Source organism: Streptomyces sp. Y309 (genome assembly GCF_056712025.1).
The window spans coordinates 4,752,166-4,769,017 of the sequence record NZ_CM160048.1 but is presented as its reverse complement, the minus strand read 5'-3'; the positions used below and the strand labels follow the sequence as shown (position 1 = coordinate 4,769,017).

General features: G+C 72.2%; 15 protein-coding genes. 11 read left to right on the top strand and 4 right to left on the bottom strand.

Going from position 1 to position 16,852, the window contains the following annotated elements:
* Positions 1-312 precede the first annotated feature (312 nt).
* Positions 313-918, bottom strand: coding sequence for a hypothetical protein (locus AC0KTA_RS19215; protein ID WP_481049461.1), 606 nt, complete (start codon positions 916-918; stop codon positions 313-315).
* A 55-nt stretch (positions 919-973) separates the two neighbouring features.
* Positions 974-1,765: a bifunctional DNA primase/polymerase gene (locus AC0KTA_RS19210; RefSeq protein WP_481049460.1), complete on the bottom strand. Its 792-nt coding sequence runs from the start codon at positions 1,763-1,765 to the stop codon at positions 974-976.
* Positions 1,766-2,403: 638 nt separating this feature from the next.
* On the opposite strand from AC0KTA_RS19210, the gene AC0KTA_RS19205 reads away from it, so the two are divergent.
* The 3 genes from AC0KTA_RS19205 to pdxR all read left to right on the top strand — a co-directional run bounded on the left by AC0KTA_RS19205 (position 2,404) and on the right by pdxR (position 7,002).
* Positions 2,404-3,897 (top strand): PP2C family protein-serine/threonine phosphatase, encoded by a 1,494-nt coding sequence (locus tag AC0KTA_RS19205; RefSeq protein WP_481049459.1) that lies wholly within the window; start codon positions 2,404-2,406, stop codon positions 3,895-3,897.
* A gap of 108 nt (positions 3,898-4,005) precedes the next feature.
* Positions 4,006-5,475, top strand: coding sequence for an aminopeptidase P family protein (locus AC0KTA_RS19200; RefSeq protein WP_481049458.1), 1,470 nt, complete (start codon positions 4,006-4,008; stop codon positions 5,473-5,475).
* A 72-nt stretch (positions 5,476-5,547) separates the two neighbouring features.
* Positions 5,548-7,002, top strand: a complete 1,455-nt coding sequence (pdxR, locus tag AC0KTA_RS19195; protein ID WP_481049457.1) for a MocR-like pyridoxine biosynthesis transcription factor PdxR — start codon at positions 5,548-5,550, stop codon at positions 7,000-7,002.
* Between the two features lie 25 nt (positions 7,003-7,027).
* On the opposite strand, the gene AC0KTA_RS19190 is transcribed toward pdxR, so the two are convergent.
* The gene (locus AC0KTA_RS19190; RefSeq protein ID WP_481056481.1) at positions 7,028-7,318 is read right to left on the bottom strand and encodes a winged helix-turn-helix transcriptional regulator; all 291 of its coding nucleotides are present in this window, start codon (positions 7,316-7,318) and stop codon (positions 7,028-7,030) included.
* 264 nt (positions 7,319-7,582) lie between these two features.
* Between AC0KTA_RS19190 and AC0KTA_RS19185 the strand changes: the two genes are divergently transcribed.
* Entirely contained in the window at positions 7,583-7,951 is a 369-nt protein-coding gene (locus AC0KTA_RS19185) for a hypothetical protein (RefSeq protein WP_481049456.1), read from the top strand.
* Positions 7,952-7,994: 43 nt separating this feature from the next.
* Here AC0KTA_RS19185 and AC0KTA_RS19180 read toward each other — a convergent pair whose 3' ends face one another.
* Positions 7,995-8,519 carry an ATP-binding protein gene (locus tag AC0KTA_RS19180; RefSeq protein WP_481049455.1) on the bottom strand — a complete coding sequence of 175 codons (525 nt, stop codon included), beginning with the start codon at positions 8,517-8,519 and terminating at the stop codon, positions 7,995-7,997.
* Positions 8,520-8,758: 239 nt separating this feature from the next.
* On the opposite strand from AC0KTA_RS19180, the gene AC0KTA_RS19175 reads away from it, so the two are divergent.
* From AC0KTA_RS19175 to pheA, 7 genes are all read left to right on the top strand, one after another.
* Positions 8,759-9,613 carry a hypothetical protein gene (locus AC0KTA_RS19175; RefSeq protein WP_481049454.1) on the top strand — a complete coding sequence of 285 codons (855 nt, stop codon included), beginning with the start codon at positions 8,759-8,761 and terminating at the stop codon, positions 9,611-9,613.
* A gap of 182 nt (positions 9,614-9,795) precedes the next feature.
* A complete protein-coding gene (locus tag AC0KTA_RS19170) occupies positions 9,796-10,536 on the top strand; it encodes a YcnI family copper-binding membrane protein (protein ID WP_481049453.1) in 741 nt (246 codons plus the stop codon).
* Between the two features lie 72 nt (positions 10,537-10,608).
* Positions 10,609-11,304, top strand: coding sequence for an SCO family protein (locus AC0KTA_RS19165; protein ID WP_481049452.1), 696 nt, complete (start codon positions 10,609-10,611; stop codon positions 11,302-11,304).
* A 56-nt stretch (positions 11,305-11,360) separates the two neighbouring features.
* Positions 11,361-11,912, top strand: coding sequence for a copper chaperone PCu(A)C (locus AC0KTA_RS19160; protein ID WP_481056480.1), 552 nt, complete (start codon positions 11,361-11,363; stop codon positions 11,910-11,912).
* 16 nt (positions 11,913-11,928) lie between these two features.
* Entirely contained in the window at positions 11,929-14,046 is a 2,118-nt protein-coding gene (locus AC0KTA_RS19155) for a copper resistance CopC/CopD family protein (protein ID WP_481049451.1), read from the top strand.
* A 5-nt stretch (positions 14,047-14,051) separates the two neighbouring features.
* Positions 14,052-15,311: an iron uptake transporter deferrochelatase/peroxidase subunit gene (gene efeB, locus AC0KTA_RS19150; RefSeq protein WP_481049450.1), complete on the top strand. Its 1,260-nt coding sequence runs from the start codon at positions 14,052-14,054 to the stop codon at positions 15,309-15,311.
* Positions 15,312-15,502: 191 nt separating this feature from the next.
* Positions 15,503-16,438: a prephenate dehydratase gene (gene pheA, locus AC0KTA_RS19145; RefSeq protein WP_481049449.1), complete on the top strand. Its 936-nt coding sequence runs from the start codon at positions 15,503-15,505 to the stop codon at positions 16,436-16,438.
* The last annotated feature ends 414 nt before the right edge of the window (positions 16,439-16,852 follow it).

The window sequence follows — 16,852 nt, the reverse complement described above, 5'->3', positions numbered from 1 at the left end:
ATCACCCTCAGCCGACCGGCAGGCCGCCCTCAGCTGACCGTCAGGTCGCCCTCGGCCGAGGAGGCGCCGGACGCGGGTCGGCGCCCGCCGTCACTGACCCACCAGTCAGTCGGATCGGAAGGCGTGACTCCCGTCACAACTCCCCTTGAGTACAGGTAAATCCCTGTCCGGATAACTGAGATCGAATTTGCCAAGCGCCGATCTCTTGTTACCGTTCAGGTAGCCCGGTTGCTGGTGCATCCCCCGTCGCCAGCAACCGGGCGTTTCCATGCCCGGCAAAAAGTCGCACGCTCAACTGCCCCGGGCCGCGGCCTAGTTGCTGCCCGAACGCAGCAGTAGCGCGTCGCCGCTCTCAGTCGCGAACTCCGCCACCGCCGCGTACTGCGCCGCGGCGCCCGCCGTGCGCTCCCGGGGTGTCTCGCACGCCGCCGGCTCGTCCTCCGCGCCCACGGCGCAGTGCATCTGCACGGTGCGCCCCTTGGGACCCATGACGGTCAGTACGGCCTTCAGCGTGCGGCCGGTGGCGTTGCGGTAGTAGGTACGGCCCCAGGTGTCGTCGCCCTGCGTCAGGACGCAGGTCTGGGCGTCGACGCCGTCCGGCGTGGAGAGTTCGGGGCCGCAGCGGGCGGTGGTTTCGCGCGGGGGCGTGTCCTGCGGCCGGGACGGCGGTTCGCCGGGGCCTTCCGGGGCCGGGGCGCCGTCTTCTGGGGCCGGGGCGTGGCCTTCCGGAGCGGGGGAGCGCCCTTCGGGGGCCGCGGCGAGCTCGGCCGCGCGCTCCGGGGGAGGCGCGGCGGGGCGCTTGGCGTCGTCCTGGAGCACGGGCCCCGCGGACGCGCCGGCGAACGGCAACAGCACGGCTCCGGCCACGACGCCCAGGAGCGCGAGCAGACGGGGATTCACGGCCGGGCGCGGGTGCATGGCCCGAACATAACGACCAAGGGCCCCCGGCCCGTTCGCCCCGCGCCCTATTCCCTCACAACTCGGGCGCGCTCACACCCGTACGAGTGAGCGCGTCGACCACCGCGTCCACGACGGCCTGGACGTCCGGCACCCAGGGCGCGGCCGAGCCGGGCAGCGGTGCCCGCTCCCAGCGCACCTGGCCCTGACCCGTCTCGGACGGCGGCAGGGCGACGTACCCGCCCTCTCCGTGGAAGCGCAGCGAGCCGGGCACCCAGTCCTTGGCGTACAGCAGCGCGCCCAACTGCTCCATCGAATACGGCGCGACGAGGATGAAGACGCGGGCCGGGGTCGCGATGACCGGACCGAGGCGAATGCCGGCCTCGTCGAGCGCGGAGAGGGCGCGCGCGCCTGCCACCGCGGGCAGGCTCACGGCGCACGGGGCGCGTCCGCCGGTGGCGAGGAGCACCGGTGCGCCGGGGCGGTTGGTCCACCACCAGCGCACCATGCGCTCGTCGGTGGTCGCGGCGAGCAGTCCCGGGTCCAGCGGATGGGCGCCCGGGAACGCGCACTCGGGGTCGGGGCAGGCGCAGCGCGCGGTCCGGCCGCGCGGGGCGAAGACGCCGCGGCCGCCGTCGGCACCCTTGCCGTTCTTTTTGGTCCTCTTGCCGCGTGTGTCGCCCTGGCGCTCGGCGAGTGCGGCGAAACCCTGCCTGGCCTGGCCTTCGATGCCGACTCCCGGCAGCACGGGCCAGTGCCATGCCGTCGCGAAGGTCAGGGCCGCGCCGAGCAGAGCGGGACTCTGGTCAGACTTCCTACCGATTCGCCAGGACAGGAGCCTGCGTCGCCTTCCGAGGATCTCGCGCATGAGCGCTCGTTCCTTTCCGTTACACGCAGAGGGACACTTCGGGCCACATCACACCATGTGTGGATCTCTATCGCCGTGCGTACGAGGTGCGCGTACTAGGTGCATGCAAGTGCGTACAGGTGCGTACAAGCTGGCGCATCACACCCCAGCCTGCGGCATGGGGCTCCCCTATGGGCCGAGCGTTAACGTGGCGTGGGGTGGCGGCGCCTGGCGTTTGCCGTCCCGCGTATTTCGTGCCGCCCGTGCCACGGGAGGATGGGGCACGGTCGCCGTGGGTTAAGACGCCCGGGTCCGCCGCCAGGTTCCGGGCACCGCTCAACTGCCCCTGGCCATCACCGAGTACGTACCCATCACGACCGCTGTGACGCTCCTTCGAACAATGTCAGTCGACCGCAATATGCCCTTCACTGCAACAGTTTCCGGCCAAGTTTTCAAGATCGCTTACAGTTCGCAGAATTCACGTCCGCACCTCTGGACACCAGGAATCCTCGCAGGACAATGCTGGACATCCCCTCTCCACTGCGTGTAGATGTGGAGACATTGCTAGCGGCGCAGAATGACAGGGGGTTTGCGATGCTATTGAGCAATACGCACCGGCCGGAAAGCCGTCAGACATGAACGCCCCTCACCTTCCGAAAGTGGCCGGAATCGATTCCACAGTTCCGCCGCCCGCCCACACTGCCCCGCCCGGCCCCACCGCCTCATACGCCCGGGCCGCCCCGGGAGCGCTGATCCAGGACCGCCTCGCCGGCTGGGTCTCCGACCTCACCACGCTGCACGAACTCACCGAACGCCTGTCCCGCACGAGCACACTCGACGGCGCCCTCGACGAACTCCTGCGCGCCGGAGCCGCCCTGGTCGGCGCCCGCCGCGGCCTCGCCGTCCTGGAGCCCGCCGACGGCCGCGGCCCCGACACCACCGTCGGCCTCGGCCTCGCCCGCGCCGACCTCGGTCACCTGGAGACGGTCCCGCGCGGCGCCACGTCGTTCGGCCGACTGCTCGACGCCACTGCCGCCGCCCTCCCCGCCGCGTCCCTCCCTGACGCGGTGCCCACCGGCACGCCCGGCACCACGACGGCCTCGTCCGCCACGACCGCCGCCGACACCCCGGGCCCGGCGGCCGCCACGGGCGCCACCACCCCCGCGCCCCGGCCCCCCGTCACCGAGATCGTGCAGCCCGACCTCTTCGCCGACGACACCCTCGACCCGCGCCACCGCGAGGTCGCCGCCCGCCTCGGATACGCCGCGAGCTATGCGCTGCCGCTGGTCACCGACGCGGCGGGACGCGTCGGCGCGGCGGTCTGGCTGTACGACGAGCCCGCCGAACCGGCCGCGCGCCAACGGCACCTCATCGGCCTCTACGTCCAGCACGCCACCGAGCACCTGGCGCGCCTGGTGGAGCTGGACCGCGCCCGCACGACCGAGGCGACCCTGCGCGAGGAGCTGCTGCCCCAGCGGCTGCCGCGCGTCGCCGGCGTGCAGCTCGCGGCCCGGCACCACACCGGTCCGCGCGGCGGCGGCGACTGGTTCGACGCGCTGCCCCTGCCCGAGGCGGCGCTCGGCCTCGCGGTCGGCTCCGTCACCGGGTCCGGGCCCAGCGCGGTCGCCGCGATGGGGCGGCTGCGGGCCTCCCTGCGGGCGTACGCGGTGATGGAGGGCGAGGACCCGGTCGCCGTCCTGTCGGACCTGGAGCTGCTGCTCCGCCTGACCGAGCCCGCGCGCTCGGCCACCGCCCTGTTCGCGTACTGCGAGCCCGCCCTGCGCAAGATCGTGCTCGCCGGGGCCGGGCACAGCCCGCCGCTGATCGTCGGCGAGCGGCGCACGGAGTTCGTGGAGACGTCCCTGTCGGCGCCGCTCGGGATGCTCGCCTGCTGGGAGGCGCCGAGCGTGGAGCTGCGCCCGGAGCCGGGAGAAACGCTGCTTCTCTATACGGACGGGCTGCTTCACCGCACCGGCGAGCCGATGGACCGGGCCTTCGCCAAGCTGCACGCGGCCGCCGTGAGCGTACCGAGGGCCGCCCGCGAGGACGCCGGGGCGATCGCCGACCACGTGCTGTGCACGGTCCTGCCGGAGGGTCTCGCCGCGGCCGACAGCGAGGAGGACGTGGTGCTGCTCGCGGCACGCTTCGACTGAGCCGGTGGCGTTCCTGTAACAGGCCTTCCGGCCCTGGGCCCCCTTCCGTACGACCGTACGATGGAGGCGGCCCAGTGTCGTACATAGCCGTCAAACAGGAGGCAGACCGTGTCGGACGCCCTCAACCCGGAGACCCCGGAAGAGCTGGTGGAGACGGAAGAAGAGCCGATCAAGCAGCGCAAGAACGGCCTCTACCCCGGTGTCTCCGACGAGCTCGCCGAGAACATGAAGTCCGGCTGGGCCGACACCGAGCTGCACGACCTGGCGCCGGTGCCGCAGGCGGAGCACACCGCCGCGCGCCGTGCCGCGCTCTCCGCGCGCTTCCCGGGCGAGCGCCTGGTGATCCCCGCGGGCAACCTGAAGACCCGCTCGAACGACACGGAGTACGCGTTCCGCTCGTCGGTCGAGTACGCGTACCTCACCGGCAACCAGACCGAGGACGGCGTCCTCGTCATGGAGCCCGTCGGCGAGGGCCACAAGGCGACGATCTACCTCCTGCCGCGCTCCAACCGGGAGAACGGCGAGTTCTGGCTCGACGGCCAGGGCGAGCTGTGGGTCGGCCGCCGGCACTCCCTCACCGAGGCGGAGCAGCTGTACGGCATCCCCGCCTCCGACGTGCGCGAGCTGGCGGACGCGCTGCGCGAGGCCACCGGGCCCGTCCGGGTGGTGCGCGGGTACGACGCCGGGATCGAGACGGCGCTCACCGACAAGGTCACCGCCGAGCGCGACGAGGAACTGCGCGTCTTCCTCTCCGAGGCCCGTCTTGTCAAGGACGCGTTCGAGGTCGGCGAGCTGCAGAAGGCCGTGGACTCCACGGTGCGCGGCTTCGAGGACGTGGTGAAGGTCCTCGACAAGGCCGAGGCCACCTCCGAGCGCTACATCGAGGGCACCTTCTTCCTGCGCGCCCGCGTCGAGGGCAACGACATCGGCTACGGCTCCATCTGCGCCGCGGGGCCGCACGCGACCACCCTGCACTGGGTACGCAACGACGGCGCCGTGCGCTCCGGCGAGCTGCTCCTGCTCGACGCGGGCGTGGAGACGCACACGTACTACACGGCGGACGTCACCCGCACGCTGCCGATCAACGGCCGCTTCAACGAGCTGCAGAAGAAGATCTACGACGCGGTGTACGAGGCCCAGGAGGCCGGTATCGCGGCGGTCAAGCCGGGCGGGAAGTTCCGTGACTTCCACGACGCCGCGCAGCGCGTGCTCGCCGAGAAGCTGGTCGAGTGGGGTCTCGTCGAGGGTCCGGTCGAGCGCGTCCTGGAGCTGGGGCTGCAGCGCCGCTGGACGCTGCACGGCACCGGCCACATGCTCGGCATGGACGTCCACGACTGCGCGGCCGCCCGCCGCGAGACGTACGCCGACGGCACCCTTGAGCCCGGCATGTGCCTGACCGTCGAGCCCGGTCTGTACTTCCAGGCTGACGACCTGACGGTGCCGGAGGAGTACCGCGGCATCGGCGTGCGCATCGAGGACGACATCCTCGTCACGGAGGACGGCAACCGGAACCTGTCGGCGGCGCTGCCTCGTCGGTCCGGCGAGGTCGAGCTGTGGATGGCGAAGCTGAGGAGCTGACGCTGAGGGGGCGCCGGGGCTGGCCTGCAGCCGCGGCTACTTGCCGAAAGACCGCGGATAGAGTGCGTTCCCATGGCGGAATCATGGGTCAATCCGGCGGAGCGCATCGGCAGTGACCTGCACCTGGAGCTCTCCGGCGGGGGCAGTCGCCGGGCCGCCCTGATCCGCGCGCTGCGGGCCGCCGTCCAGGACGGGCGGCTTGCCCCCGGCACCCGGCTGCCCCCGTACCGCTCGCTGGCCGCCGACCTCGGCGTCGCCCGCAACACCGTCGCCGACGCGTACGCCGAACTCGTCGCCGAGGGCTGGCTGACCGCCCGGCAGGGCTCGGGCACCCGCGTCGCCGAGCGCGCCGCGCCCCCGCCGCGTGCCCGGATCCCCAAGCGCTCCCCCACCGCGCCCGCACGCCCCGCGTACAACCTCGTCCAGGGCCTGCCGGACGCCGGTTCGTTCCCGCGCGCCGCCTGGCTCGCCGCCGCCCGGCGGGCCCTCACCGCCGCGCCCAACGAGGCCTTCGGTCCCGGCGATCCGCAGGGCCGCGTCGAGCTGCGCCGGGCACTCGCCGGATACCTCTCCCGCGTACGCGGGACCCGGACAGATCCTGACCGGATCGTGGTGTGCTCCGGCTTCGCACACGCGCTGCGGGTGCTGTGCGGCGGGCCCGGGGGCGGCGCGGGCGGTGGGGTGCTGCGCGGGCCGGTCGCCATGGAGGCGTACGGACTCGGCTTCCACCGCTCGATCCTGGACGCCGCCGAGGTGCGTACGGTGCCGCTGTCCCTGGACGAACACGGCGCCCGGGTCGAGGAGTTGGCGGACGTGCCGGGTCCGGTCCGCGCGCTGCTGCTCACCCCGGCGCACCAGTTCCCGACCGGCGGCCCCCTGCACCCCGCGCGCCGCAACGCCGCCGTCGACTGGGCCCGCACCCGCGACGGCCTGATCCTGGAGGACGACTACGACGGGGAGTTCCGCTACGACCGTGAGCCCGTCGGCGCCCTCCAGGGTCTGGACCCCGAACGCGTCGTGTACGTCGGCTCGGTGAGCAAAAGCCTGTCGCCCGCCGTGCGGCTCGGCTGGATGGTCCTTCCGGAGCACCTGGTCGACGCCGTCGTCACCGCCAAGGGCGAGCGGGAGGCCTGGGCGAGCGTCCCCGACCAGCTCACCCTCGCCGACCTCATCGACTCCGGACACTACGACCGGCACGTCCGCCGCATGCGCCAGCGCTACCGCCGCCGCGACCACCTCGTCGCCGCCCTCGCCGAACGCGCCCCGCACATCACCGTCACCGGCATCTCGGCCGGCCTGCACGCCGTGCTCCGGCTGCCGCCCGGCACGGAGGCGTCCGCGGTGAAGGCCGCCGCGTGGCAGGGAGTCGGCCTCGACGGCCTGGCGGACTTCCGGCACCCGGCCGCGTCCACGCACGAGCCCGACGGCCTGGTGGTCGGCTACGCGACCCCACCCGAGCACGCGTACGCGGCGGCGGTGGAGGCACTGTGCCGGGTGCTGCCGCCTTCGGGGGAGGCGGAGTTGTAAGACGTACGCCGCCGCCGGGGCGGCGTCAGCGCGGGGTGCCGACGGTGCCCGGCTCCGCCCGGGCCGCGCGCTCGTCGTACGCCTCCCGCGCCGCCGCGATGTCCGGGCGGTGGGCGATCGACCAGTCCGCCAGGGACTTCACCAGGTACGTGAGGCTGTGGCCGAGATCCGTCAGTTCGTACTCGACCTGCGGCGGGATCGTCGGGTACACCGTGCGCCTCACCAGACCGTCACGCTCCAGGCGCCGCACCGTCAGGGTCAGCATGCGCTGCGAGATGCCGCCGTGGATGCGGCGCTGGAGCTCCTTGAACCGCAGGACTCCGGAGGCGAGTTCGACGACTACGTAGACCGTCGCCGAGCCGGTCCAGGACGTCCCTGACCCCGCACTCGTCCTGCGGCGTCTCGCAGCTGATCACCGGCTCGCCCGCGACCGTTTCGCCGGGGGTGGTTATCGCCGTGTGCCCTGCTGACATCGAAGTGCCTCCTTACGTGACCGTCCACGAGTGATCACGATGGTTGTGGGCCCGGCGACCACCGCCGCCCGCTCCTATCGAACCCAGAACGACGGGGGAACGTTCCCATGCTCATGATCACCGGCGCCACCGTCCGCGTGGCCACGGACCCGGCACCGCACGCGGGCCGCACCTACGAACTCGTCGGCGAACAGGCCCTGGGCGGCGCGGACCTGGCCGACGCCGTCGGCGGCCACTACGAACCCGGCACCCTCACCGCGACCCGCGAGGCGATCACCACGGCGGGTCAGGCCCTCCCCTTCCAGGTTCCGATGCTCATGAGCACGTACTCGGCAATAGCGGGCGGCTTCCTCGACGGCACGGCCATCGAGAACAACCAACTCCGCACCCTGCTCGGCCGAGCACCGCGCCCTGCACTCGACGTCTACGTGGAGGAAGTTTTGAGCCCGTCGAGGGGGTACCTCCCTGCTCCTTAAGAGCTTGGGGGAGCTTGAGGACGAGCAAGGCCGAAGGCCGCGATCAAACGGCGAGCGGGGCGTCTTCCCGCCACTTGAGGACCTTGTCGAAACTGATCACCGCGCCGCCGCGCCCAGGCTTGTTGCCGAAGTCCACATGGTCGGCGAGCTCCCGGATGAGGCACAGGCCCCGGCCGCTCTCGGCGGGTTCGGAGGGCACCGCGGACGGCGCGGGCGCCGGGGCGGCCGCCACCGCGGGAGCCATACGGCGGGTGCGGCGCCGCCCCCGGCGGCGGGTCGACATGACGACGCGGCCCTGGGGGAACCCCGGGCCCGAGTCGGCGACCTCGATGCGGCACTTCTCGCCGTCCAGATACGCGGTGACCCGATACGCGCCGCCGGGTGCACCGGGAGCGGCCGCCCCGCCGTGCTCCACGGCGTTGGCGCAGGCCTCGGTCAGCGCGAGCGACAGGTCGTAGGAGACGTCGGGGTGCACCCCCGCGCTCTCCATCGTGCCGATCAGCAGGCGCCGGGCGAGCGGAACGCTCGCAGCTTCGCGCCGCAAATGGAGTGACCACCAGATGCTCATGCTCCAGCCTCCTGGCTGCGGCTCGACATACCGATACGTATTGCCGCGCATGCCTGCGACTAAGCGCCCACTTGACGTGATGCCGCCCATACGGCGGACGCGGCCGCGCCCCCGGCCGGTGTAGACGGGTACCCCTCGCGGAGGGGCGGAACCAGGCGTAACCGCGCGGACCTGCCATGGCGGAACCTTGCGGACCTGCCGTGGGAGACGGGTAGGGCTGGTGCGATGATGGCCCCGCCATGACTGCCCCCCACGAGCGCCAGGCGCGCACCGGAGCCGACCTCCGGCTGCTGCGGGCCGCGATGTTCGCCGCGGTCTGCGTCGTGCTGTCCGCGGGGGGCCATGTACTCGCCTCGTGTGCCACCGTCCCGTTGTGGACCCTGGCCGTGGCCTTCCTCGCCGTCCTCGCCGTCGCCGTGCCCCTCGCCGGGCGCGAGCGGTCGCTGGCGGGGATCGCGGGGGCACTCGCCGCCGGTCAGCTCGCCCTGCACGCGCTGTTCGGCCTCGGCCAGCAGCACGGCACGGCCATGGCGTCGGCCGCCGCGGGCGGCTCGGACGCCGCCTCGCTCGTCGAGCGCGCGGCACGCATCGCGTGCGGCGCGAGCGCGGCGACCCTCACTCCCGTACAGGCCCGGCAGATCCTTCGAGGCGCCGGTCTCGAACCCTCGGGCGGCGCCCACGCGGCCCACGCCCACACCGGCGGGGAGGCCGCCGCGCACGCCGCGAGCGGCCCGATGCCGGGCATGGACCCGGCGGCGTCACTGCTGCCGTCCCTGCCGATGCTGCTCGCGCACGTCCTCGCGGCGCTCGCCGCGGGCTGGCTGCTGCGCCGCGGCGACCTCGCGCTGGCCCGTCTTGTGCGGCTCTCGGCCCAGGGGGCGTACGGAGTCGCCGAGGCCGCACTCGTACGTTCGCTGCGTGCGGCCCTCGCGCTGGTACGAGTGCTGCGCGCCGGGCTCCCCGGCGCACCCTCGGCGGGCCCGGTGCGCGCCGCCCACACCCTCGTACCGCCGCGGCTGAGGGCCGCCGCGCTCGAGGACACGGTGATCCGGCGCGGCCCGCCCGCGCCCGCCTCCCTCGCGCTCGCCGCCTGACGCGGACCGCTCCTGTTCCAAGGGGGCGGGTGCCGCGTGGCACGCCCGCACGCACGCGCGCGTGGCCGCACGGCCCGCCGCACCGCGTCCCCTTGTCGAACACCACAGTGCGTACGGCCGTATTCACCGTTCACCACGGGCACGACTGCCGAGCCCGCCTGCCGAAACTGGAGCATTCCGCCATGAAGTCCCTGACCCGCGCGTCCGTCGTCGCCGGCACCGCCGCCTCCGCCGTCCTGCTGCTCTCCGCCGTCCCGGCCTTCGCGCACGTCAGCGTGAGCCCCGAGGGCGAGGCCGCCAAGGGCGGCTACGCGACCGTCAACTTCAAGGTCCCCAACGAGCGCGACGACGCCTCGACGACCAAGCTCGAGGTCACCTTCCCCGCCGACCAGCCGCTCGCGTCGGTGATGACGCAGCCCGTGCCCGGCTGGAAGGCGAAGGTCACCAAGACCAAGCTGAAGAAGCCGCTCGAGATTCACGGCGAGAAGATCGACGAGGCCGTCTCCAAGGTCGTCTGGACCGCCGACGGCAAGGGCATCGAGCCCGGCACCTTCCAGAAGTTCCCGCTGTCCCTCGGCCAGCTCCCCGAGGACGCCGACCAGATGGTCTTCAAAGCCCTCCAGACGTACAGCAACAAGGAAGTCGTGCGCTGGATCGAGCCGCAGCAGAAGGGCCAGGAGGAGCCGGAGTTCCCGGCGCCCGCCCTCGCGCTGACCGCCGCCTCCGAGGACCACCACGGCGGCGCCGCCGCCGACGACAAGGCGGAGGCCAAGGCCGACGGGAAGTCCGGCGGCAAGGAAGAGAGCGCCTCCGACAGCGACAGCAGCGACACCACCGCCCGCACCCTCGGCATCGTCGGCATCGTCGTCGGCGCCGCGGGCGTCGCCTTCGGAGTGCTCGCCGGCCGCCGCCGCAACGCCTGAGCCGCCCGCGGGACGCGTCGCGGGCCCCGGCCCCGGCGCGTCCCGGCCTCCTCACATCTGGGACATTTTCGTATGCGCAAGTTGAGCAAGCAGACCACGAAGACGCTCACCGCCGCCGCGCTCCTGACCGCGGCCGCCCTCACCCTGACCGCGTGCGGCGAGGGCGGCGGCGACAGCAAGAAGCCGGTCGCCGACGTGTCGACGGAGTCCGAGCCGGACAAGGCCGCGACCGTCCTCGACCAGCCGTTCAAGAAGCCGGACCTGGTCCTCACCGACACCCACGGCAAGAAGTACGACCTGCGCGAGCAGACCAAGGGCAAGCCGGTGCTCCTCTACTACGGCTACACCAACTGCCCCGACGTGTGCCCGCTGACGATGAGCAACATCGCGGTCGCCAAGAAGAGCCTGCTGCAGAAGAAGACCGTCTCGAAGGCGGAACTCGACAAGCTCCAGGTCGTCTTCGTCACCACCGACCCCAAGCGGGACACCTCGAAGGAACTCGGCAAGTGGCTCAAGGCCCAGGACCCCGAGTTCATCGGCCTGACGGGCGACTTCCCGACCATCCAGGGCAGCGCCCGCACCGTCGGCATCAGCATCGAGCCGTCCAAGAAGCTCAAGAACGGCAAGATCGAGTCGATGCACGGCACCCAGGTCATCGCCTTCTCGCCCAAGTCCGACGCCGGCTATGTCGTCTACAACGGCAAGGACGCGACGTCCAAGGACTACGAGAAGGACCTCCCCAAGATCCTCAAGGGACAGAACCCGTGAACCACCGCACCACCCGCCGCCGTACCACCCGCCGCCGTCTCCTGACCGGCTCCGCCATGGCGCTCACCGCGGGCCTCGTCCTCGCGGGCTGCGGCAGCGACTCCGACAAGGCCGACAAGACCGGCAAGGACGGCGGCTCCTCCTCCGGGGACGCCGCCAAGAAGCCCGAACTGAAGGTCGGCGGCGCCTACATCCCCGCCCCGGCGATGGCCGACATGGCCGGCGGCTTCTTCACGGTCACCAACAAGGGCGGCGCGGACAAGCTCGTCGGCGCCTCCAGCCCGCTCGCGGGCAGCGTCACCCTGCACGCCACCGTGGGCTCCACGATGAAGGAACGGAAGTCCTTCGACGTGCCCGCGAACGGCGAACTCGCCTTCGCGCGCGGCGGCAACCACATCATGCTCGAAAAGCTCAAGCACAAGCCGGAGCAGGGCGACAAGGTGGAGGTCACGCTCCGCTTCGAGAAGTCGAAGCCGATCACCGTCGAGATGCCGGTGAAGGCCGCCACGTACAACCCGAGCAACGCGAAGACCCACTCCACCACCGACAAGCACGCGTCCAAGCACGCGTCGACCGGTGAGTCGACCGGCATGCACGCGTCGCACTGAGGGGACTGAAGAGTTGATGCGGACCACCGCTCCCCGCCCGGGGCCGGCCTCCCTGACCGGATACGGGCGCCTGCTGCTCGTCGCCGTCGCCCTGATCGGCGCCGTCCTCGGCTCCGTGCTCGCCGCCGCGGCGCCCGCCGACGCGCACGCCGCGCTGACCGGGAGCGACCCCAAGCAGGGAGCGGTGGTCGACAAGGCACCCGCGCAGGTGTCACTGAGCTTCTCCGAGAAGGTCGCCATGTCCGACGGCTCCGTACGGGTCCTCGACCCGGCCGGCAAGCGCGTCGACACCGGCAAGACCAGCGACCTGGGCTCCAACTCGTACGGCGTGAAGCTGAAGCCGGGCCTGCCCGACGGCACCTTCACCGTCGCCTACCAGGTCGTCTCCGCCGACAGCCACCCCATCTCCGGGGCCTTCACCTTCTCCATCGGCGCGCCCTCCGACACCAAGGTCTCGCTGGCCGACCAGGAGGTCGGCGGCGGAGTCGTCGGCGCCCTCTACGGCATCGCGCGCTACGTCTCGTACGCCGGATTCGCCGTCGTCGTCGGCGGTGCCGCCTTCGTGCTGGCGTGCTGGCAGCGCGGGGCGGGCGTGCGGCCGCTGCAGCGGCTCGTGGTCGGCGGGTGGCTCGCGCTCACCGGCGCCACGCTGGTGATGCTGCTGCTGCGGGCGCCGTACACCGGGTCCGGCAAGCTCGGCGACGCCTTCGACCTGGCGAAGCTCGGCGACGTGCTCCAGACCAAGACCGGCGCCGCGCTCGTCTCGCGGCTGCTGCTTCTCGCGGCCGCCGCGCTGTTCATCGCCGTGCTCTTCGGGGCGTACGAGCGGCGTGAGGACGCCAAGGAGAAGCGGGACCTCGCCTTCGGCCTGGCGATCGGCGGCAGCGTCGTCGCCATCGGCATCGCGGCGACCTGGGCGCTCGCCGAACACGCCTCGACGGGCATCCAGGCCGGCATCGCGATGCCCGTCGACGTGCTCCATCTGCTGGCGGTCGCGGCCTGGCTCGGCGGGCTCGCGGCGCTGCTGCTGTGTCTGTACCGCGCGCCGCTGATCGACGCCGGTGCCGTACGCCGGTTCTCACGCGTCGCGTTCGCCAGTGTGGTGACGCTCGCGGCGACCGGCCTCTACCAGTCGTGGCGGCAGGTCGGCTCGTGGACGGCGCTCGTGGAGACGCGGTACGGGCAGTTGCTGCTCGTCAAGATCGGTCTTGTCGCCGTCCTCGTGGGCGTCGCGTCGGTGTCGCGGCGCTGGACGGGGCGGATCGCGGGGGAGGCCGGGGGGCTTGCTCCGGAGGCCGCGGCCGCGTCGGTCGTGGAGCAGCGGACGGGTACGGCCACTCCTCCGCGTACGACCAAGAAGAAGAAGCCGGTCGCCGTGGCGCACTCGTCCAAGACGGGTGTCTCGGCGGACGTCGAGGCTGCCGACACCAAGGGCCCTGGTGGCAGGGGCACCGTCGGCAAGGGCAACAGCGGCAAGGGCACCGACGGCAACAGCGAGGGCAAAGGGCCCGACGGCAAGGGACCCGACGGCAAGGGCACCAGCGCCAAGGCCCCCGGCCAGGACAAGCGTTCCGCGCAGCTCGCCCGGCAGCAGGCCGCCATGGACTCCGCCCGCGAGAAGCGGATCCGCGACGCCGACCCGCACCGCTCCGGCCTGCGCCGCTCGGTGTTCGCCGAGGCGGGCGTCGCCGTCGTGCTGCTCGCCGTCACCACGATCCTGACCAGCACCGAGCCCGGCCGCACCGAGGAGGAGGCCAAGAACGCCTCGTCCGTGGCCGCGCAGCGGCCCGCGGGCCCCGCCAAGATCAAGATCCCGTTCGACACCGGCGGCCAGGACGGCAAGGGCTCTGTACGCCTTGAGCTCACGCCCGGCCGGACCGGCAGCAACGACCTGCATGTCTTCGCGAACCGGCCCAACGGCAGCGCCTTCGACATCCCCGAGGTGAAGGTCTCCTTCACCCTCAAGTCCAAGGACGTCGGCCCGCTGCCGGTCGCCCCCGACCGCATCGCGACCGGACACTGGAGCGCGAGCGGCGTGCAGATCCCGATGGCCGGCAAGTGGCAGGTCAAGGTGACCGTCCGCACCTCCGACATCGACCAAGTGACCCTCGACAAGAACGTGCAGATCGGCTGACCCTCATGGCGGACCACACCATTTCGCGACGGCGCCTGCTCGGCACCGCCGGCGCAACCGGCCTCGCGCTCGGCGCGGCGGGCAGCGCCGCCGGATACGCGGTCGCGTCCTCGGACTCGTCCGACGGATCCGGCACCTCAGGGGCGGCCCTGACGACCCTCGGCACGGACGAGGTGATGTTTCACGGGAAACATCAGCCGGGGATCACCACGCCCGTGCAGTCCCGCGGCCACCTGCTCGCCTTCGACCTCGCGGCGGGCACCGGGCGCAAGGAGGCGGCGGCCCTGCTGCGCCGCTGGTCGGGCGCGGCCGAGCGGCTGATGGCGGGCAAGCCGGTGGACGGCGCGGGCCCGGACACGGACATCGCGCGCGACGCGGGCCCCTCCGCGCTCACCGTCACCTTCGGCTTCGGCCACAGCTTCTTCGGCCGCACCGGCCTGGAGAAGCAGCGCCCGGCCTCGCTCGACCCGCTGCCCGACTTCTCCTCCGACCGCCTGGACAAGGCCCGCAGCAACGGCGACCTGTGGGTGCAGATCGGCGCGAACGACCCGCTCGTCGCCTTCCACGCGCTGCGCGCGCTGCAGAAGCTGGCCGGTTCGGCGGCGAAGGTCCGCTGGCAGATGAACGGCTTCAACCGCTCGCCCGGCGCCACCGCCCGCCCCATGACGACCCGCAACCTGATGGGCCAGATCGACGGCACCAACAACCCGAAGCCGTCCGACGACGACTTCAACAAGCGGATCTTCGTGCCCGACAAGCCGGACGGCGCCGACCCCGTCTGGATGGCCGGCGGCTCCTACGCCGTCGTACGCCGCATCCGGATGCTCCTGGACGACTGGGAGCAACTCGCCACCAAGGCCCAGGAGGAGGTCATCGGCCGCCGCAAGGCCGACGGCGCGCCGCTGACCGGCGGCACGGAGACCACCGAGATGAAGCTGGAGAAGACGGGCGCCGACGGCAAGCTCGTGGTCCCCCTCAACGCGCACGCCCGGATCACGCGCCCCGACCAGAACGGCGGCGCCGCGATGCTGCGCCGCCCGTTCTCGTACCACGACGGCATCGACGCCAAGGGCGAGCTGGACGCGGGGCTCCTCTTCATCTGCTGGCAGGCGGACCCGCTGCGGGGCTTCGTGCCGGTGCAGCGCAAGCTCGACCGCGGGGACGCGCTCTCGGAGTTCATCCGGCACGAGTCGAGCGGTCTGTTCGCGGTGCCGGGGGGCGCGGGGGCCGGGGAGTACGTGGGGCAGGGGTTGCTGGAGGGGTGAGGTGGGGCGCGGCGGTGCGGGCGCTTGCGCGGGGCGGGCCTTGCGGACGCGCCCACGCGGGCGGGACGTGCGGACGCGGCGGCGCCGGACCGGCCGTGCGCCGCGGCGGCGTGACCCGCGGTGGATACCGTTCCGCATTCGCTCCGTGAGACGCGTGAGCCGCGTCTCACGCCGCGCATTAGGGTGACGGTATGTCGGCGACGCGCTACACCTACCTCGGCCCCGAAGGCACCTTCACCGAAGCGGCCCTGCGCACCCTGCCCGAGGCGGCCACCCGGGAGCTCGTCCCGATGGTGTCCGTCCCGGCGACGCTGGACGCGGTGCGCTGCGGCGAGGCCGCGGCGGCGCTGGTGCCGATCGAGAACTCGGTGGAGGGCGGCGTCACCACGACCGTCGACGAGCTCGCCAAGGGCGAGCCACTGATGATCTACCGCGAGGTGGTCCTTCCGATCAGCTTCGCGCTCCTGGTGCGCCCCGGCACCGAGCTGAAGGACATCAAGACGGTGACCGGCCACCCGGTGGCCCAGCCGCAGGTGCGCAACTGGCTCGACTCCCACCTGCCGGACGCCCGGTGGGAGTCGGCGGCGTCGAACGCGGACGGCGCGCGGCTCGTGCAGGAGGGCCGGTTCGACGCGGCGTTCGCGGGCGAGTTCGCGGCGGCGACGTACGGCCTGGAGCCGCTGGTCACCGAGATCCACGACGCGCCCAACGCCGAGACCCGGTTCGTCCTGGTGGGCCGCCCGGCCCGGCCCGCGGCACCCACCGGCGCGGACAAGACCTCCCTCGTCATCTGGCTCGGCGACGACCACCCGGGCGCGCTGCTCGAACTGCTCCAGGAGTTCGCGGTGCGCGGGGTCAACCTGATGCGCATCGAGTCGCGGCCGACAGGGCAGGGCATCGGGAACTACTGCTTCAGTGCCGACGCCGAGGGCCACATCACCGACCGTCGCGTCGGTGAGGCGCTGATGGGCCTGAAGCGGATCTGCCCGAAGGTGCGCTTCCTCGGGTCCTACCCGCGTGCGGGCGTGACGACCGAGGACGTCCGGCCGCAGCGGCCGGGGACCACCGACGAGGAGTTCATGGCGGCGTCGGACTGGCTGGCGCGCTGCCAGGACGGCCGGTTCTGAGCTTTCACCGGCGTACTTAGGCGTTCACCGGCGTTCATCGACGCACTCCGGCGTTCACCGGCACTTCAGAGCGTTCGCCGACGCTTCATCTGCCCGTCCCTACCGTCTTCGGCATGGCCGAAACCGCGGTACTACCTGCAGATTTACGTTGTCCACAGAAGTTATCCACAGGTGGTCTTCTCGACCTGGGGACAAGTCGACAACGAAGTGCGACATCGTCGACAAAGCGGCTCTCAGCGCCCAAGTGCGTCCACAGCCCCGCACGTCACCCCTCGTCCACCCTTTTCCATTGATCAACTCTTTGGAGTTAACCATTTCCACTCGAAAGTTGGCCCGGAGAGGGTTTGGGGCAGGAATCCGCCGAGACGAGGAGAGCATTCAGGGCGGCCTCTTCCGGCATCCACAGATCTTTCG